Source organism: Streptomyces niger (assembly GCF_000718305.1).
In the GTDB taxonomy this organism is placed as follows: domain Bacteria; phylum Actinomycetota; class Actinomycetes; order Streptomycetales; family Streptomycetaceae; genus Streptomyces; species Streptomyces niger.
Genome location: NZ_JOFQ01000033.1, coordinates 17743 through 34990, shown reverse-complemented (window position 1 = coordinate 34990; position 17248 = coordinate 17743). Strand labels below are relative to the sequence as shown.

10 protein-coding genes are annotated in these 17248 nt (G+C 70.2%); 8 read left to right on the top strand and 2 right to left on the bottom strand.

Annotated features, from left to right (window positions below):
• Positions 1–10: 10 nt before the first annotated feature.
• On the bottom strand, positions 11–625 hold the full coding sequence (locus tag IF20_RS34730) for a PadR family transcriptional regulator (protein ID WP_234426958.1): 615 nt from the start codon (positions 623–625) through the stop codon (positions 11–13).
• Positions 626–1615: 990 nt separating this feature from the next.
• Between IF20_RS34730 and IF20_RS34725 the strand changes: the two genes are divergently transcribed.
• The 5 genes from IF20_RS34725 to IF20_RS34705 all read left to right on the top strand — a co-directional run bounded on the left by IF20_RS34725 (position 1616) and on the right by IF20_RS34705 (position 9406).
• Positions 1616–2101: a hypothetical protein gene (locus tag IF20_RS34725; protein WP_052869433.1), complete on the top strand. Its 486-nt coding sequence runs from the start codon at positions 1616–1618 to the stop codon at positions 2099–2101.
• A 540-nt stretch (positions 2102–2641) separates the two neighbouring features.
• Positions 2642–5269, top strand: a complete 2628-nt coding sequence (gene lanKC, locus IF20_RS34720) for a class III lanthionine synthetase LanKC (RefSeq protein ID WP_052869449.1) — start codon at positions 2642–2644, stop codon at positions 5267–5269.
• 41 nt (positions 5270–5310) lie between these two features.
• Complete coding sequence (locus IF20_RS34715) at positions 5311–5442, top strand: SapB/AmfS family lanthipeptide (protein ID WP_052869432.1); 132 nt, start codon at positions 5311–5313, stop codon at positions 5440–5442.
• 245 nt (positions 5443–5687) lie between these two features.
• Complete coding sequence (locus IF20_RS34710) at positions 5688–7439, top strand: ABC transporter ATP-binding protein (protein ID WP_052869431.1); 1752 nt, start codon at positions 5688–5690, stop codon at positions 7437–7439.
• Between the two features lie 248 nt (positions 7440–7687).
• Positions 7688–9406 carry an ABC transporter ATP-binding protein gene (locus IF20_RS34705; RefSeq protein WP_324605619.1) on the top strand — a complete coding sequence of 573 codons (1719 nt, stop codon included), beginning with the start codon at positions 7688–7690 and terminating at the stop codon, positions 9404–9406.
• A gap of 380 nt (positions 9407–9786) precedes the next feature.
• On the opposite strand, the gene IF20_RS34700 is transcribed toward IF20_RS34705, so the two are convergent.
• Positions 9787–10095, bottom strand: coding sequence for a hypothetical protein (locus IF20_RS34700; RefSeq protein WP_234426957.1), 309 nt, complete (start codon positions 10093–10095; stop codon positions 9787–9789).
• A 154-nt stretch (positions 10096–10249) separates the two neighbouring features.
• Between IF20_RS34700 and IF20_RS34695 the strand changes: the two genes are divergently transcribed.
• From IF20_RS34695 to IF20_RS34685, 3 genes are all read left to right on the top strand, one after another.
• On the top strand, positions 10250–10888 hold the full coding sequence (locus IF20_RS34695) for a hypothetical protein (protein WP_052869429.1): 639 nt from the start codon (positions 10250–10252) through the stop codon (positions 10886–10888).
• 154 nt (positions 10889–11042) lie between these two features.
• Complete coding sequence (locus IF20_RS34690) at positions 11043–15710, top strand: DUF6531 domain-containing protein (protein WP_052869428.1); 4668 nt, start codon at positions 11043–11045, stop codon at positions 15708–15710.
• 261 nt (positions 15711–15971) lie between these two features.
• Positions 15972–16751 carry a hypothetical protein gene (locus IF20_RS34685; protein WP_324605618.1) on the top strand — a complete coding sequence of 260 codons (780 nt, stop codon included), beginning with the start codon at positions 15972–15974 and terminating at the stop codon, positions 16749–16751.
• The last annotated feature ends 497 nt before the right edge of the window (positions 16752–17248 follow it).

The window sequence follows — 17248 nt, the reverse complement described above, 5'->3', positions numbered from 1 at the left end:
CCTGAGGGGGTCACTTGGAATGGGCGGCGCTCATCGCCGCCAGCCACTCCTTGGACCAGGTGATGCTTCCGGAGCGCAGGTCCTGGATGACCGACTCCACCCATTTCAGCTCGGCGGTGGTGGTCGCCCGCATGCACTCCATCTCCAGCGTGAACAGCCGCCCCCACTCGCCGGCGGCGGAGATCTGCTTGTGCAGCCGGTCCAGTTCGGCGGCGAGCTTCTCCTGCCGCCGGACCAGCTGCTCCGCCACGTCCGCCGGCTCCAGGAGGGGCACGAAGGCCATGGCGGCCAGGAATTCCGGATACTCCCGCGTCGGCGTGGCCAGGGCGTCGAGCATCCACTCCCGCCAGACCCGGCTGCCCTCCTCGGTGAGGGCGTACAGGGTCCGCTCGGGGCGGTTCTGCTCGCGACTGTTCTCGCGGATCTCGATCAGGCCGTTACGGTGCAGCCGGTCGATGGTGCGGTAAAGGCTGGCGCGCTGGCCGACGTTGACCACTTCGCCTTTGCCGCGGTCCTTCATCAACCGCTGCATCTTGTACGGGTGCATGCCCACCTGCTGCTGATGGTCCACCTCCGCCAGAAGGGAGAGCACAGCCAGGGCCAATGTCGAACGCCGGTACGTCATAGTCGCCAAGATACTAGTGATAAGGCAACTATTTAAGTCCGCCCCTTCCGCACGGACGGCCGCGCGCACGACGAAGCGGGCCCCGAAGCCGGAGCACCCCGCGTGGCCACCGGGCGGTGCCACACGCGGTCTCGTGCGCGCCGTTGCCTCTTTCTCCACGGGCGGTGCGTACTTGTGTGCGGTGCGCCCCGGAACCTCCCTCTACCGTCACCGCCAACCAAAGAGCGAGCGCGCACTTCAGCGCCGAGGGAGGGGCCCGTGACCGCCGTAGCCGAGGTTCTGGAGAGATTGAGTCGTCCTGCGCAGGTGCACCTGAATTCGACCGCCGAGCTGCTGACGGGCATCGACAAGCATCGACAAGGCGGCACGCGCCATTGACCGCAAGCGTGCGAAGAGCAGCTCGGCTGCGGAGGCCGACCATCGCAAGCCCGATGTGCGGCCGGTTGACCGTGCTGATCGCCAGGACCTCACGGTGGCGCCCTGGCAGCTGCTCAGCACGCTCGCCCGGGCGACCACCCTGGCCCGGCAAGGACTCGGGCGGGGCCTGGCGGAGCACTGGCAGGTGTTGAAGTACTGCCAGGCACTGGCAGCGAGGAGGAACGGGCATCTGGCGCTCACCGAAGAGGGGCAGAGCCCTGAGCGGTCCTACCGTGCCATGCAGGCGGGCGAGTTGGGCCGCGCCTTCGGATTACTCGCCGCGGAACGGACGGTGCGTCAGCGCTGCCCCGAACGTGTCATCTCAACGGTCGACGCCGACGCGGTGCTGCTGGCCGGCTTCGCCAGAGCCGGTTCGCGACCGACTCTCGGCGCACGTCCGCGCCCCGACTACCTCATCGAGGCCTGGATGCCGGGCGAGCCCTCGTCCGTCTTCGCCGTAACGGTCAATGGCAACCACCAAGTCGCCACCGAGCGCACCAGCAAACCGGACCGCTCCGCCTTCCGCCAGCTGGCTCGGGGCAGCGAGCGCGCCGAGCAATTCCACCTGGGGCAATGGAATACGACGCCTTCGCCGTACCCACGAAGCATTTGGCGTGGTTCGGACAGATCCTGGCGCGCACGGCGGCCGGTGCGCAGTTGGCTTTTGCCGGGGCAGGCCGTGAGGTTGCCCAGTACCTGACGGCCAAGCAAGGGCGCCGTCACTACGAGCAGCGCACCTTCGCGGGCTCCTCCAGCGTTCACGACGCCTCGCACAGGTTCGGCTCCACGACCTTCGTCGGAACTGACCATGTCTTTCGGCTGGGCGGCGTCCGTGTGGAGGCATTCTCGGAGATGGCCGAGGAACTGTATGACCTGCTGGCAGACGGCGAGGTCGAGCAGTACCGGCGCCGGACCTATGCGCTGCGCAACGACTGGCCGAGCGAAACCACCGCACCTTGCTGGGGCCCGGCGTCCTTCCGTGAGGACGGCACAGTCATGGCGCTTCGAGTCCTTCCGGAATTCCCTACCAGGGTTACTGCGGACGCGCTCAAGCTGTGACCGGCTTCCTCAGAGACTCAGTGGCCGGAAGCGGACGAACGGCCCGCTCCGCTCTCAGTCATCCCTCGATCACGCCACGGCCATAACCACCGACCAGGCCACCTGCCGCCCACCATCACCGCACGTGTCCCGCCGCCCTCCGGGCCGGGCGGCCGGTGCGGGCGCGCCGTGGCCACGTCGGTGTTCGGTCGGCATACCGCGAACGGCAGGCCGTTTCCTTGTCCGGATCGCCTGGCCTCCTCGAGACGTGGGCGCGGTGGGCCGGACCGAGTCGGACACGTACCGCATGACAGATGGCCGGGTGCCGGCGGCAGCCGGGGCGCGGGCGCGTCCTGGTGCCGACGCTCCTGACCTGGCCAGACCGTTCGGGCGGCGCGTCCCTCGGGTTCGGCATATGCATTTCTCATAGGCATCAGGTGACATTTGTGAATGTTGGTGCCCGCCGTTCCCGTGGGAACGTCGCTGTGCCGGGAACGTGGCGCAAATGCAGTGCCGCTCCCGGCCATTGGCGACGGTCCGAGGAACAACGCGGGGGTGGGCATGAATCCGGAGTACGCCGCTTATTGCGACGCCGACCGCTGGTTCTACGACGCCCCGCGCCGGGTGACGGAGAAGCAGCAGGGCGGCGGCCTTTTCGAGGAAGCGGCGTGCCCCGCGGCCCCGGAGGGGTGGGAGGAGCTGCACAGCGGCGACTGGACGGCGTTGTCGCCGACCGGCATGCGCCTCCCCGCCCAGGGCTGGAAAATCCATGTCTCCGCGGGCCTGGACAACGCCTGCACGGTGCTGCGCACGGTCACCGAGTACTGCTTCGCGCAGCGGATCGCGTTCAAGTTCGTGCCGAGCCGGTACCTGCTCCACATCAAGAACGCCAAGTACGCCGACCGCGCGAGCAGCGGCAAGTTCATCACGGTGTACCCCGTGGACGACAGGCACTGCGAGGAGACGGCGCGGGAGCTGGACCGGCTGCTGGCCGGCGAGCACGGCCCGTACGTCCTGAGCGATCTGCGCTGGGGTGACGGCCCGGTGCACGTGCGTTACGGCGCGTTCGCCCGGCGCTACTGTCACGGTGACAACGGTGAACTCGTCCCCGCCGTCGCGGATCCGGCGGGGGAGCTCGTACCCGATCTGCGCGGTCCGTCGTTCCGGCTGCCGGAGTGGGTTTCCCCGCCGGAGTTCCTCGCCCCGCACCTGGCGGCGCGTTCCGCGCAGAGCCTGGCCGACCTGCCGTACGTCATCGAGCGAGCGCTGCACTTCTCCAACGGCGGTGGCGTCTATGCGGGCCGCGACCGGCGCACCGGACGGCCGGTGGTGCTCAAGGAGGGCCGCCCGCACGCGGGGCTCGCGGCCGACGGCGCCGACGCGGTGAGCCGGCTGCGCCGTGAGCAGTGGGCACTGGAGCGGCTGGCGGGCCTGGACTGCGTACCGCAGGTGCTGGACGCCTTCGCCCTCGGCGAGCACCACTTCCTGGTGCTGGAGTACGTCGAAGGCACCACGCTCAACACTGCCTTCGCGCGGCAGTTCCCCCTCTCCGAAACGGATCCGCCGGCCGACCGGCTCGCCGCGCACACGGAGTGGGCGGAGCGGATGTACGGGCTGGTGGAGCGGGCGGTGCGGCAGGTCAACGACCGGGGGCTGGTCTTCGGTGACCTGCACATGAGCAATGTGATGGTCTCGCCGGACGGGTCCTCGGTCACCCTCCTCGACTTCGAGTCCGCCTCACCAGCCGAGGAGATGCGGCGCCAGGTGGTGGCCAACCCCGCGTTCGTCGCCCCCGCCGACCGCCGCGGGACGGAGATCGACCGGTACGCGCTGGCCTGCCTGAGACTGGCGCTGTTCGCCCCGCTCACCACCCTCTTCCCGCTCGACCGCACCAAGGCGGGACACCTGGCGGACATCATCGCCGACCGGTATCCGGTACGACGCGAGGCGCTCGACCGGGCGGTCGGGGAAATCACCGGTACCTCTCCAAGTACCTCCACAGGTACCTCAACAGGTATCTCCCCGTCCGCCACGGCGGTGCCGCCCGCGTACCTGCCGGTGCGTCCCGGCGACTGGCCCGCGGCGCGGGACTCCATGGTGCGGGCCGTCCTCGCCTCCGCCACGCCGCAGCGCAGCGACCGCTACTTCCCGGGCGACATCGCCCAGTTCGCCACACCGTGCGGCGGCCAGTCCTTCGGGTACGGCACCGCCGGCGTGCTGTACGCACTGCAGAGCGCGGACGTCCGCTGCGAGGACGCCGAGGAGTGGCTGCTGCTGCGCAGCAAAGAACCCGAGACCGGGACGCCGGTCGGCTTCTACGACGGGCTGTCCGGCATCGCCTGGACCCTGGCGGGACTGGGACACCGCGCGGCGGCCACCGAACTCGCGCACCTGGTCGCCAGGCAGCCGCTGGACGGCCTGAACACCGGCCTGCACTCCGGGCTGGCCGGGGTAGGCCTCGCCCTGCTGGAGCTGGCCCGGCTCCTTGAGGAACCCACGCTCCATGACACCGCGCTGCGCTGCGCCCAGCTGACCGCCGACCGCCTCTCCGCCGAGCCCGCCGGCAACGCGCGCGCCGGTCTGCTGCACGGCGCCGCCGGGCCCGCGCTGCTCTTCCTCCGCCTTTACGAACACACCGGGGACCCCGCCCTCCTGGACGCCGCGGCAACGGCGCTCCGCAGCGACCTGACCCGCTGCGTCCGCGACGACCGCGGGGCGCTGCTGGTCCGCGAGCCGCGCCGTACGATGCCGTACCTCGGTGGCGGCAGCGTGGGCATCGGCATGGTCCTCGACGACTACCTCGTCCACCGCGAGGACGGGGAGTTCGCCACGGCGCGGGCGGAGATCCGCCAGGCCGCGCGCTCCTCCTTCTACATCCAGCCGGGGCTCTTCCGGGGCGTTGCGGGCCTGATCCTGCACCTCGCCCGGACGTCCGCACCCGGCGACGGCAGACACCAGGACGTGGTCCGCCAGTCCGAGCTCCTCGCCTGGCACGCGATCCCCTACCAGGGGCAGCTCGCGTTCCCCGGGGAGCAGCTGTCCCGGCTGTCGATGGACCTGTCCACCGGTACCGCCGGGTGTCTGCTCGCCCTTGGCAGTGTGCACCGCCCCGACCGGGCGCACCTGCCCTTCCTCCCGCCGCTGCGGCGGCCCACGGACCGGTCCCAGCCAGGGGCCGATGGCAAGTAGCACAACCAACACACCGCTCAGTCCCCAGAAAGGTAACAGTCATGGCACTGCTCGACCTTCAGGCGATGGACACCCCCACCGAGGAAGCCGCCGGCGATCTGGCCCACGGCAGCCAGGTGTCCCTGCTCATCTGCGAGTACAGCTCCCTCAGCGTCGTCGCCTGCACCCCGTGACGCAGGTCCGTCCTTCGTCCGGCCGCTGAGGCGCCGGCCCCGGCCGGCGCCCGGTGAAGGGACGGCCCTCCGGTTCCGGGCGGACTCCGATCCGCCCGGAACCGGTCGTTCCCGCACTCTCCCAGCGGTCGATCCGCGCTCACTCAGCGGTCGATCCCGCGCTCACTCAGCGGTCGTTCCCCGCTCTCCCAGCGGTCGTTCGCCGCTCACTCAACGGTCGTTCCCGCGCTCTCTCAGGAGGAACCATGGGCTCGCCCACGGCGACCGCGGCGGAGACGGGCGCCCCCGGCCCCCTGCTGCGGGCCGCTACCCGGCACAGTGCGGGGCGACTCGTGGCGGTGGCGCTCTGCTCCGTCGCGGCCTCGGGTGCGGCGCTCACCGTGCCCACGGCGCTGGGCCACGCCGTCGATGTACTGCTTTCCGGCGGTACGGACGGCAGCGGCGCGGTACTGCTCTGCGCCGCACTGCTCGCCGCGGAGATCGGGCTGGACGCCGCCGTGGCCTGGCTCGGCGGTACGGCCACGGCCCGCTCCACCGCATGGCTGCGGCACCGCGGCACCCGCCGGCTGCTGGCGGCCGCACCGCACCGCGCCGGTTCGATCGGCGCCGGAGACCTGACCACCCGGCTGACCGCCAACACCGCCGACGCGGGGACCGTGCCCGTCACGGCGGTGACCGTCGTGACCGCGGCGCTCCCACCGGTGGGGGCGCTGGTGGCCCTGTTCGCCATCGACGCGTGGACCGCGGTGGCCTTTCTGACCGGCGTGCCCTTGCTGCTGCTCCTCCTGCGTACGTTCGTCCGGGGCACCGCCGAGAGCAACGCCGCGTACCAGCGTCTGCAGGCCGCGATCGCGGGCCGGCTGGGCGAGGCGCTGGCCGGCGCGCGGACCATCGCCGCGGCCGGTACCGGTGACCGGGAACGGGACCGTGTGCTCTCCCCTCTGCCCGAACTCGACGCGCAGGGCCGCCGCATGTGGCGGGTCTACGGACGCGCCATGGCGCGCGGCGGCGTCCTGATGCCGGTGCTGACCACCGTCGTCCTCGCCGTGGGCGGGCTCCGGCTGGCCGCGGGGCAGCTCAGCGTCGGCGACCTGCTCGCGCTGTCCCGTTACGGGACCCTGGCGGCAGGTGTCGGTACGGTCACCGGCGCACTCAACGCGCTGGTCCGGGGGCGTGCCGCGGCCCACCGCGCAGCAGTGCTGGAGGAGCTGCCGCCGCTGCGTCACGGAGGCGCGTGCCTTCCGGCGGATGGCAACGGCGCGCTGGAACTGCGTGACGTCGTCGTCGACCGGGACGGCAAGCGGCTGCTGGACGTCCCCGCGCTGCGGCTGCCGGGCGGCACGACCACGGCCGTCGTCGGCCCGTCGGGCTCCGGCAAGACGCTGCTGGCCGCGGTGGCGGGGCGGCTGCTCGACCCGGACACCGGCACGGTACTCCTCGACGGCGTACCGTTGCCGGACCTGACGTACGAGGAGACCCGGCGGGCGATCGGCACCGCGTTCGCGCGCCCCGTGCTCTTCGGGCCGACCGTCGAGGAGGCCCTCGCCTGCGGCCCACGGCGGCCGACGCCACCGGAGGTACGGGAGGCGGCGCGCGCGGCCGGTGCGGACGGCTTCGTCACGCTGCTGCCGGAGGGTTACCGCACCCGCCTGGATGCGGCTCCGCTCTCCGGCGGCGAACGCCAACGGCTGGGCCTGGCCCGCGCGTTCGTGGGCGGCGAACGCCTGCTGATCATGGACGACGCCACGTCCAGCCTCGATACGGTCACCGAGCAGCAGGTCAACCGCGCGCTGCTCTCGACGGTACGGGCCCCCACCCGGCTCATCGTGGCGCACCGGCCGTCGTGTGCGGCCCTCGCCGACACGGTGGTCTGGCTGGAGCGCGGGAGAATACGGGCCACCGGGAGTCATCAGCAACTGTGGCAGGACCCGGACTACCGCGCCAACTTCACCACAACGGGCCCGCCGATGCCCACGGCAACCGGAGCCGAGCGGTGAGCGCGCTTCACGAGCGCGCGACACCTTCCCGCGCGACACCTCCCCGTACGGAACCTCCCGGTACGGAGCCTCCCCGTACGGAACCTGACCGCACGGAACCTCCCCGTACGGAATCTGACTGTACGACGTCTCCCCGTACGAGCCATACGAAGGCATCTCCGGAGCCGAATGCCACGGCGCGGGGGCCACTGCGGCGGCTCCGGCGTCCCGGGCGCCGCTTCCTGGGGCGGCACCGCCGCTCCCTCGCCGTGCTCGCGGGCTGGTCACTGCTGGAGTCCGGGCAGACCTTCCTCGGCGGGTACGGCGCGGCGCGCGCCCTGGACGACGGCTTCCTGGCGGGCCGTCCGGTGGCCGGCCTGCTCTGGCTGGCGGCCTCGGCAACGGGCATCGTACTCGGCGGCTGCGCCGTGCGGGGAGTGTTCGCCGGCCTGGCCGGGCTGGTGGAACCGCTGCGCAACGGGCTCGTACGGCGGACGGTGCAGCGTGCGCTGGACGACGCGCTCACCGACCCCGCCCGCGCGGACAGCTCGTCGGTGTCCCGGCTCACCGGGCAGACCGAGGCGGTGCGGGACGGCTTCGCCGGGGTGCTGCTCACCCTGCGCTCGTTCGTGTTCACCGCGGTCGGCGCGCTGCTCGGGCTCGGTGCGCTCGCGCCGGTGCTGCTGCCGTTCGTGCTGCTGCCGCTCGCGCTGGGCATCGGTCTGTTCCTCCTGACCCTCTCGCCCATGGCCCGGTGGCAACGTGCCTTTCTCGACGCCGACGAAGCGCTGGCGGCCGCCGCCGGACGGGCCTGCGAGGGGCTGCGGGACATCACCGCCTGCGGCGCGGGCCCGCGCACCACCCGGGAGCTGGACGCGCTCGTCACGGCCGAGGCCGCCGCTTCCCGGGCGCTGGCCCGGTGGTCCGCCGCACGCACCGGGGCGCTCGGGGTCGCGGCGCACCTCCCCATGCTGTCCTTGCTGACCGGGGCGCCGTGGCTGCTGCGGAACGGCGTCACCGCAGGAGCCCTCCTCGGAGCTCTCACCTATCTGACGCAGTCCCTGCTGCCTGCCCTCAACACGCTGATGACCGCGCTCGGTACCGCGGGCACGCGGCTGCTGGTGATACTCGACCGGCTGGCCGGACCGACCGCCTCCCCGGCGCCTCGCCCCGGTACCGGCGGCGTACCGGCCGACCGACCGGTTCCGATGACGACCGGCACCGCGCACAGCCGCCGCAGCACGCCCGCGCCCGACGTCACGGTGCCGTGCCCGCCCGCGGTCGAACTCCGCTCCGTGACCTTCGGATACGGGGGTCGGCCCGTACTGGACCGGCTGGACCTCACCGTACGGCGCGGGGAGCACCTGGCCGTGGTGGGACCCAGCGGGATCGGCAAGTCCACGCTGACCGCGCTGGTCGCCGGGATGCTCACACCCGGGGCCGGTGACGTCCTCGTGGCCGGCGACACGGTCGTGGGCCGCCCCGCCCGGGAGTTGGCGGACCGGCGTGCGCTCGTACCGCAGGAGGCGTACGTCTTCAGCGGATCGGTCCGCGAGAACATCTGCTACCTGCGGCCGGACGCCACGGACGAGGAGCTGGGCGCCACCCTCGACGCGCTGGACCTGAACCGGCTGGTGGACGGGCTCGGTGGGCCGTCGGCGCCCGTGGAACCGCACCGGCTCTCCTTGGGCGAGCGTCAGCTCCTCGCCCTCGCCCGCGCCCACCTCTCCCCCGCCCCGCTGCTCCTGCTCGACGAAGCGACCTGTCATCTGTCCCCGCGGGAGGAGGACCGCGCGGAGGCAGCGCTGGCCGCGCGGCCGGGCACGCTCATCGTGGTGGCCCACCGACTCTCCTCGGCCCGCCGCGCCGACCGCGTGCTGGTACTGGACGGTACCCACCCCACGCTCGGCACCCATGACGAACTGCTGACCCGCTCCCCGCTCTACCGGGACCTGGCCGGGGCCTGGCACGGCGACACAGCCCACTGAACCTCACCCCGACGCCCACCGCCGTCGAAGCACCCACCGGTCACCATCGGAGCACCCACAGCCCCCACAGCCCCCACCGGGGGCCTTGCGGGACGATCTGCCCGGGGAGTGTGGTGAACCGCAAGTAGGGCCCGCGCACGGGAAGTCTCCGACCCCTCAAGCCGCCCCAGCACACGCCCTGCACTCTTGGTGAGCACCGCCAACCCCTCGGCCGTGTTGTCCGGCCCTCATCGTTCTTGGAAGACGCTGCTGGTCCGCAGTCGGTCAGGCCAGTGGGACCGCCGACAGCGACAACGGGCCGTCCCCGTGCGGGGCGCGCTGGGACGGCCCGCACTCGCCTGCTCACTCACCCACTGACGCCGTCTGCAGTCAGCATTCTCTCAGGAACCCTTGTTTCCCTTTTCCAGTTGCTTCGCAAGGTCCAGGTCGGCCTTCGTCGCTTCGCGGTACACCGTGTCGGCCATGTCCGCGAGCCCGGACAGCTGCTTGTCGATGTCGCCGCGGCCGTCTTCCCAGTTCGACTCGAAGCTCTCCATCTTCTCCACGACGCCGTCGTCGCCGATGTCGTCCGCGTAGTTCTCGAACATCTTCTTGGTGCCGTTCATCCGGCCCTTGATGGACCGCAGTCGGCTGCCGAAGCCTTCGAGTTCGCTCAGCGGTATCGCCAGCCGCCCCTCGTCGCCGCTCACCCGGAACCTCCCCTGTAGCAACGCCATTACCCGGTCACGTGAGCGGCCAGCGTATGCACATGCACCCACCACCGCGCCACCGCGGTCCCGCCCGGCCGTAAGGTGGGCAGCCGCCCCGGCTACAAGATCGTCGGGCCACGGAGGGGAGCAGGCGATGAGCCGTAGAAGCGAAGCGCAGACCATCGAGCGCAGCGGGTTCCACATCAAGGTGCCGAAGTCCTGGTGGGAGTTCGACATCCGCCCCGCCTCGCGGGACGACACCATCCGCCAGCTGGTCAACGAACGCGTACGGCAGTACCCGGAGTTGGCCGATCACCGGGACGCCTTCACCTCCTTCCTCCGGGCGGCTGCCCGCGACGCCTGGCAGTCCGGCGCGTTGTACTGCGGCTGCATGGCGCAGTCCTTCGGTGGCGAGGCGCCCGTCACCGCTTCGGTGACCGTGTCGGTGATCGGTGCGCAGACCGACGACGGCGAGACCCTGCCCACCGATCCGCAGCTCATCGCCCAGCAGATCAGCCCCCGGCAGGCCAAGCGCGACGGCGACGCGTGGCGCGAGGTCACCACCGTCGAGATCCCACAGGTGGGCACCGTGGCGCGGACCCGCGGGATCGAGGACATCACCGTCCCCGGCGACGAGCGCACCGTACGGGCGGTGCTGATGCAGACCTTCATCCCTGTCCCCGGGCAGGAAGACGCGGTGGCGCTGGTGTCCGGCAGCAGTCAGGTGCTGGGCCTGGCGGACTCGTTCTTCGACATGTTCGATGCCATCACCTCCACCTTCCGCTTCACATGATGGCTTCGCCGCACGGCAACCGTCCCGCACCTCGCTGACCAGCCCGCTCCCGCGAAGCTTCGCCTGCCACCCTTCACCCGTGTCAGTGCCAGGAGTTAGGGTTGCCCACCAAGATCACGTAGACTCGAGTTGAGTGCGTTACGGGGGCGTTGACGTGGGCCATCGGCCGACAGACTGGCACGTACTGGACCTGGAGGGGGACCCGACTCCCGGCGATCCGGAGCGAGTACGCAAACTCGCCCGCGAGCTGCACGAGTTCGCCGAGGATGTCGGTACCGCGTTGCGGCAGATCACCGACATGGCGTCCGAGGACGCGGTCCTGAAGTGGTCCGGGCGCTCCGCGAAGAAGTTCAAGGAGGAGTTCGACGGCGTCCCGGGCAACCTGCGGAAGCTGCGGACCTCCTACGACATGGCCGGCGATGCCATCGCCGCCTACTGGCCGAAGCTCGAACGCGCCCAGTCCCTGGCCGACCGGGCACTGAAAAAGGGGCGCGAAGCACGCGCCGACCTGACCGCCGCCCAGGGACGGCTGGACTCCGCCAACGACTGGGTCAAGACCGCCACCGCCAGGACCGACGCGTACGACAAGGCCAAGGGCCCCGAGGCCCCGGACGAGTCCAAGGTGCGTGCCGCGACCCGCAACGCCCAGCAGGCCAACTCCGCCCGCAGCGACGCCCAGGGCTCGGTCGACAGTGCCCAGTCGGCTCTGGATGCCGCGAAGGCGATGGCTGCCGAGGCCAAGGAACTGCGCGAGGAGGCCGCCCGGGAGTGCAAGAACAAACTCGACGAAGCCTCCGACGCCGGCATCCAGAACCGCCACTGGTGGGAGGAGGCCACCCACTTCGTCATCGACAACTGGGACGCGATCGTCTCCGTCTGCAAGGTCGTCGTCACCGTCGTCGGCATCGTCGCGATGATCATCGGCGGCCCGATCCTCGCCGCCATCGTGGTCGTCGCGGCACTGGTCGTGCTCGCCGACACCCTCATGAAATACAAGGACGGGAAAGCCAGCCTCTTCGACGTCGGCCTGGCCGCCCTCGACTGCATTCCCGGCATGAAGGGCTTGACCACGCTCGGCGGAGCCGCCAAGGGCATCAAGGCCGCAGCGAAGGGCCTGCGCGCCGGCGGGCTGCGCAACGCCCTGCGCACTGGTAAGGACCTGCTCAAGAAGGCCAAGCCGGCCAAGGGCCGGTGCCTCAACGGCGACCCGATCGACATGGTCTCCGGCGAAATGCTCATGGAAGAGACCGACGTCGTGCTGCCGGGCGTACTGCCGCTCGTCCTGCAGCGCACCCATCTGTCCACCTACCGCTGGGGCCGCTTCTTCGGTGAGTCCTGGGCCTCCACGCTCGACCAGCGCCTGGAACTCGACGGAGAGGGCGCCGTCTTCGCCAGCGAGGACGGGATGCTCCTGGCCTATCCCGCTCCCCAGCCCGGTCGGCCCGTCATGCCCGCGGCAGGCCCGCGCTGGCCGCTGGAATGGGACGGACAACCCAGCAGCCCCATCACCATCTCCGACCCGCAGTCCGGCCTTACCCGCAGCTTCGCGGCGCCTGCGGCGAGTGCCGGGAAGGACGACCACGCCGATTCTCCGAGGCAGCGAATTCTGCTTCTCCAGTCGATCACCGACCGGAACGGCAATGAGATCACCTTCGAGTACGACGACGCCGGGATGCCGGCAGCGGTGAGGCACACCGGCGGCTATCACATCGCCGTGGACACCGCCGACGACCGGGTCACCGGCCTGCGCTTCCTCGGCTCGGACGAAGCCCCCAACGGCACCCAGCTCCTGAGCTACGCCTACAACAGCGACGGCCATCTCACCGAGATCTACAACTCCTCCGGCGTGCCGTTCCAGCTCACCTACGACGACGACGCACGCATCACGTCCTGGACCGACCGCAACGGCTCCTGGTACCGCTTCATCTACGACGCAGAAGACCGCTGCATACGTGGCGAAGGCATCAACGGGGTTCTCAGCTGCGCCATCAGCTACGACACCGACCACCGGATCACCCGGTACACGGACTCCCTCGGCCACACCACGACATTCGAGCACAACGAGGCGTACCGACTGATCCGGGAGACCGACGCGCTCGGCCATTCACGCCTCCAGGAGTGGGACGACGAAGGACGCCTGGTCGCCACCACAGACGCACTGGGCCACACCACGCGTGTCCAGTACGACGCATGCGGCCTGATCACCTCCGTCCACGGTCCGGACGGCCAGGAGAGCACTTCGACGTACGACGAGGCCGGCCGGCCGGTAGCGATCACCGGAGCGGACGGCGCCGTATGGCACCAGGAGTTCGACGAGCACGGCAAGCGCACCGCCGTCACCGATCCGACCGGTATCACCGTGCGCTTCTCCTACACAGCGTCCGGCCTGCTCGAGTCGATCATCGACGCCTTCGGCCACACCACCGAGTTCCGTTACAACCGGGCCGGCCTGCCTGTGGAGGTCTCCGATCCATTGGGTGCGGTCACGCGTTGCGAGTACGACGCGATGGGCCGCCAGTCGGTGCTCACAGACCCGTTGGGCAACACGACGCGGCTCGAGTGGACCGCTGAGGGACGGCTCGCCCGCCGTACCCACCCGGACGGCACCAGCGAGTCCTGGACCTACGACGTGGAGGGCAACTGCACCACGCACACGGCCCCCTCGGGTGGCGTCACGCACTTCGAGTGCGGAGTCTTCGACCTCCCCACGGCCCGCACCACCCCCGACGGTGCCCGCTTCACGTTCGCCCACGACACCGAGCTGCGACTGACCGGGGTCACCAACCCCCAGGGCCTCACGTGGAGCTACAGCTATGACGAAGCAGGTCGTCTGACCTCCGAGACGGACTTCGACGACCGCACCCTCGCCTACACCTACGACGCCGCGAACCGCTTCATCTCCCGGACGACCCCGCTCGGGCAGCTCATCAGCCACCACCTCGACCCGGCCGGCCGCATCCTGGCCAAGGATGTCGACGGCGAACGCACCACGTACACCTATGACGCCGCCGGACACCTCACCCGGGCGACCGCTCCTTATTCGATCCTGGAGCTCAGCTACGACGCTGCGGGCCGTGTCCTGTCCGAGACTGTCGACGGGCGCGCCACCCGTTTCGGCTTCGACGCCATGGGACGCCGCATTCACCGCATCACCCCCAGCGGCGTACGCACCGAGATGACTCACGATGCCGCCGGCCGACCCACGGCCATGAGCCTGGCAGGCCACCACCTCGACTTCACCCGCGATGCGCTGGGCCGCGAAACGAGGCGCACCATCGGCCTACCCACCGCGCCGCTGAGCCTCGGCACCTCCTGGGATCCACGTGGTCGGCGGACCAGCCAGCAGGTGTCGGTCCCGGGCCGCACGCTGCGCTCACGCGCCTACGCCTACCGGGGCGACGACAACCTGATCGGCACCACCGACCACGCCACCGGTGAACAACGGCGAATGGATCTCGACCCGGTCGGCCGACCGCTCCAGGTCACGGCCGACGGCTGGACCGAGTCGTACGCCTACGACGCGGCCGGTAACCAGACCGCCGCCCACTGGCCCGACGCCGCACCACACTCCGAGGCCCGCGGCGAGCGCAGCTACAGCGGCACCCGAATACGCTCCGCCGGTGCCATCCGCTACGAACACGATGGCGCCGGCCGCACCGTCCTGCGGCAACGGACCCGGCTGTCGCGCAAGCCCGATACCTGGCGCTACGAGTACGACGCCGAGGACCATCTCGTCGCCTGCACCACGCCCGACGGCACTCTCTGGCGCTACAGCTACGACCCGCTGGGCCGCCGCAGCGCCAAGCACCGCATGGCCCCCGACGGCGAAAGCATCGAGCAGACCATCCGCTTCACCTGGGACGGTACGAACCTCGCCGAGCAGGCCGACACTGCCACCGATATCGTCACCACCTGGGAGTACGACGACGATGAGCATCCGTTGGCTCAGCTCGAATGCCGGTCGCGAAACGGTGAATTGAGCCAGGACGAGATCGACCGCCGATTCTTCGCCATCGTCACCGACCTGGTCGGCGCCCCCACCGAACTCGTCGGTGAACACGGCGAGATCGCCTGGCACACCCGCACCACCATCTGGGGCACCATCGCCTGGAACCGAAACGCATCGGCCTATACTCCGCTGCGTTTCCCCGGCCAATACGCCGACCCCGAGACCGGCCTGCACTACAACTTTTTCCGCCACTACGATCCCGACACCGCCCGATACACCACCCCCGACCCCTTCGGCCTCGCACCGGCGCCCAACCCCGTCGCCTACACGACGAACCCGCAGACCTGGAGCGACCCGCTCGGCCTGGTCCCGAAGTCCTGTCTGCAGGACCGGTACAAGTGGGATGGCAGCGTCCGATTCGGGAAACTGGATGACCTCGGCCGACCCACGGGTGTATGGGCGTCGTTGCGCAAGGAAATGCTCGACACCGGAACGGAAGCCGGAGCGACCCGGACGCCGGGCTGGCGAGGTAACGGCACCCTCTTCAACGAGGCGCGCGGCCATCTGCTGGCCAACCGCCTGGGTGGCCCCGGCACGGGCCCCCTGGCGCGACACAATCTCGTCACCCTCACCCAGAACCCGACCAATACCCCCGACATGAAGGGCCTCGAAGCCCAGGTTTACAATGCGGTCAAGGGCGATCCTGCCAATGGCATTCCAGGCCAGAACGTCCAGTACTCGGTGAAACCGATTTACGAGGGAACCAATCCCATCCCGATCCAACTCGAAATATCAGCATTCGGAGATCGCGGATTCAAGCTGACGGATGTGCTGGAGAATCCCGCTGCAGGCGTGCGGACGGCCGTGATGTGATGAGACCGTCTCGAAGAAAGGATGACGATGACCCGGACCACCCCGCCACGGCCCCTGGACATCGAGCAGGTCTTCCCCGAGCTGGCAGCCCACCGTGCGACCAGCACCCGCCTCCACCCCCGGCCCGGAGCGCCGAAACACCACGACAGCTCCATCGGCGGACCGCTGTTGTGGCCGGCGGACGAGCCCTGGCCCACGTGCCAACACGCGCACCCGCGCAGCCGCGGCCGGCGAGTACCCGATGTGTACCGCGAGCGGGCCATGCTGCGCGAGGCGGAGAATCTTGTCCCCGGGACCAGTTTCACCGAAGAAGACCGGGCATTGCTGGCCACCTTGCGCGAAGAACACGAGGCCCCCGGTCTCGGTGAAACCGCGCCGGTTCCGCTGTTGCCGGTGGCCCAGTTCTTCACCAAGGACGTGCCCGGACTGGAGGCACCGCAAGGTACCGACCTGGTCCAGGTGTTGTGGTGCCCCTTTGACGGACACGGCCGGCAAGGGACGGTCGCCGTCGACGTGCGGTGGCGCGACTCCTCACGGTGTGGGGAGGTCCTGGCGACTCCCCCGCTCCCGGAAGTCGTCGGATTCGACGGCTACGTACCCGAGCCCTGCACCATCGCCCCTGAACAGGTCGTGGAGCACGAATACATCGAGCTACTCGACGCCGAATTGCAAGAGCGCATCGAGGAATGGGAGGTGCGGCTTGAGGAGGAGGCCGAGGATGATGAGGAGGACATCCTCAGCTACCAGGGCGACCTGTCCATCGCCCCAGGGTGGAAGATCGGAGGCTTCGCGGCGTGGAATGTGACCGGCCCGGCCGAGATCACCTGCTCGTGCGGCAGTCCCCTGCGGCTCTTCCTCACCATCGCCACCTATGAATGGGGCGGCACCGTCTCCAGCTGGACCCCGCTGGAAGACCGCCAGGCTCCCAGCCCCCAGGACAACAAGCACCCGACGGAGGTCCGCCCTGGCAGGGACGGCGTGTTGAACGTCTTCGCGTGCGCGGCCGACCCCCGGCACGAGCACCGAATTGTCCTGCAGTGACCTGACCGCCAACCGCTTCACCGACGCCGGTCCTCGCCCGCCCATGCTCTTCCTGGCATTGCCTTCCGTCTGCGGTGCTCCGGGCGCTGGGTCAGCTGGAAGACGCCGTTGCAGTTGCCGCCCGGCCGCCGCTCGCGGAGGTCTCGCGCGTCGAGCCTGCGCATGACCGGTGTGAGGCGGCGTTGGCCGATGGCAACGAGCCCGGCGGATTGTCTGATGCTGACGGGCTCGTCCGGATTAGCGTGTACCGCCGTCTCGTACGAAGGGCGTGCGACCGCAGGGAGACGGTGCGGGAGGTCGCACACGAGGGCCCAGCGCCCTCTCGCCCGTTGACTGCTTGAGAGGGCACACAAGGTCGGGGCCCACCGGAGCGCTCTGAGGCAGCAGGGCACGCTCGACGTCTGGGAGGCCGGACCGATGTCCGACAAGGGTGAGGTCAGCAACACCGGCCACCAGGTGTGAAACCACCGACACAAAGAGGAGGTCCTCCTCGACGC

Bases quoted from the DNA above. Each gene is read 5' to 3' on its own strand.
- IF20_RS34685 (WP_324605618.1), top strand. From the start codon at position 15,972: ATGCTGCGCGAGGCGGAGAATCTTGTCCCCGGGACCAGTTTCACCGAA.
- lanKC (WP_052869449.1), top strand. From the start codon at position 2,642: ATGAATCCGGAGTACGCCGCTTATTGCGACGCCGACCGCTGGTTCTAC.
- IF20_RS34710 (WP_052869431.1), top strand. From the start codon at position 5,688: ATGGGCTCGCCCACGGCGACCGCGGCGGAGACGGGCGCCCCCGGCCCC.
- IF20_RS34725 (WP_052869433.1), top strand. From the start codon at position 1,616: ATGGAATACGACGCCTTCGCCGTACCCACGAAGCATTTGGCGTGGTTC.
- IF20_RS34715 (WP_052869432.1), top strand. From the start codon at position 5,311: ATGGCACTGCTCGACCTTCAGGCGATGGACACCCCCACCGAGGAAGCC.
- IF20_RS34730 (WP_234426958.1), bottom strand. From the start codon at position 625: ATGACGTACCGGCGTTCGACATTGGCCCTGGCTGTGCTCTCCCTTCTG.
- IF20_RS34695 (WP_052869429.1), top strand. From the start codon at position 10,250: ATGAGCCGTAGAAGCGAAGCGCAGACCATCGAGCGCAGCGGGTTCCAC.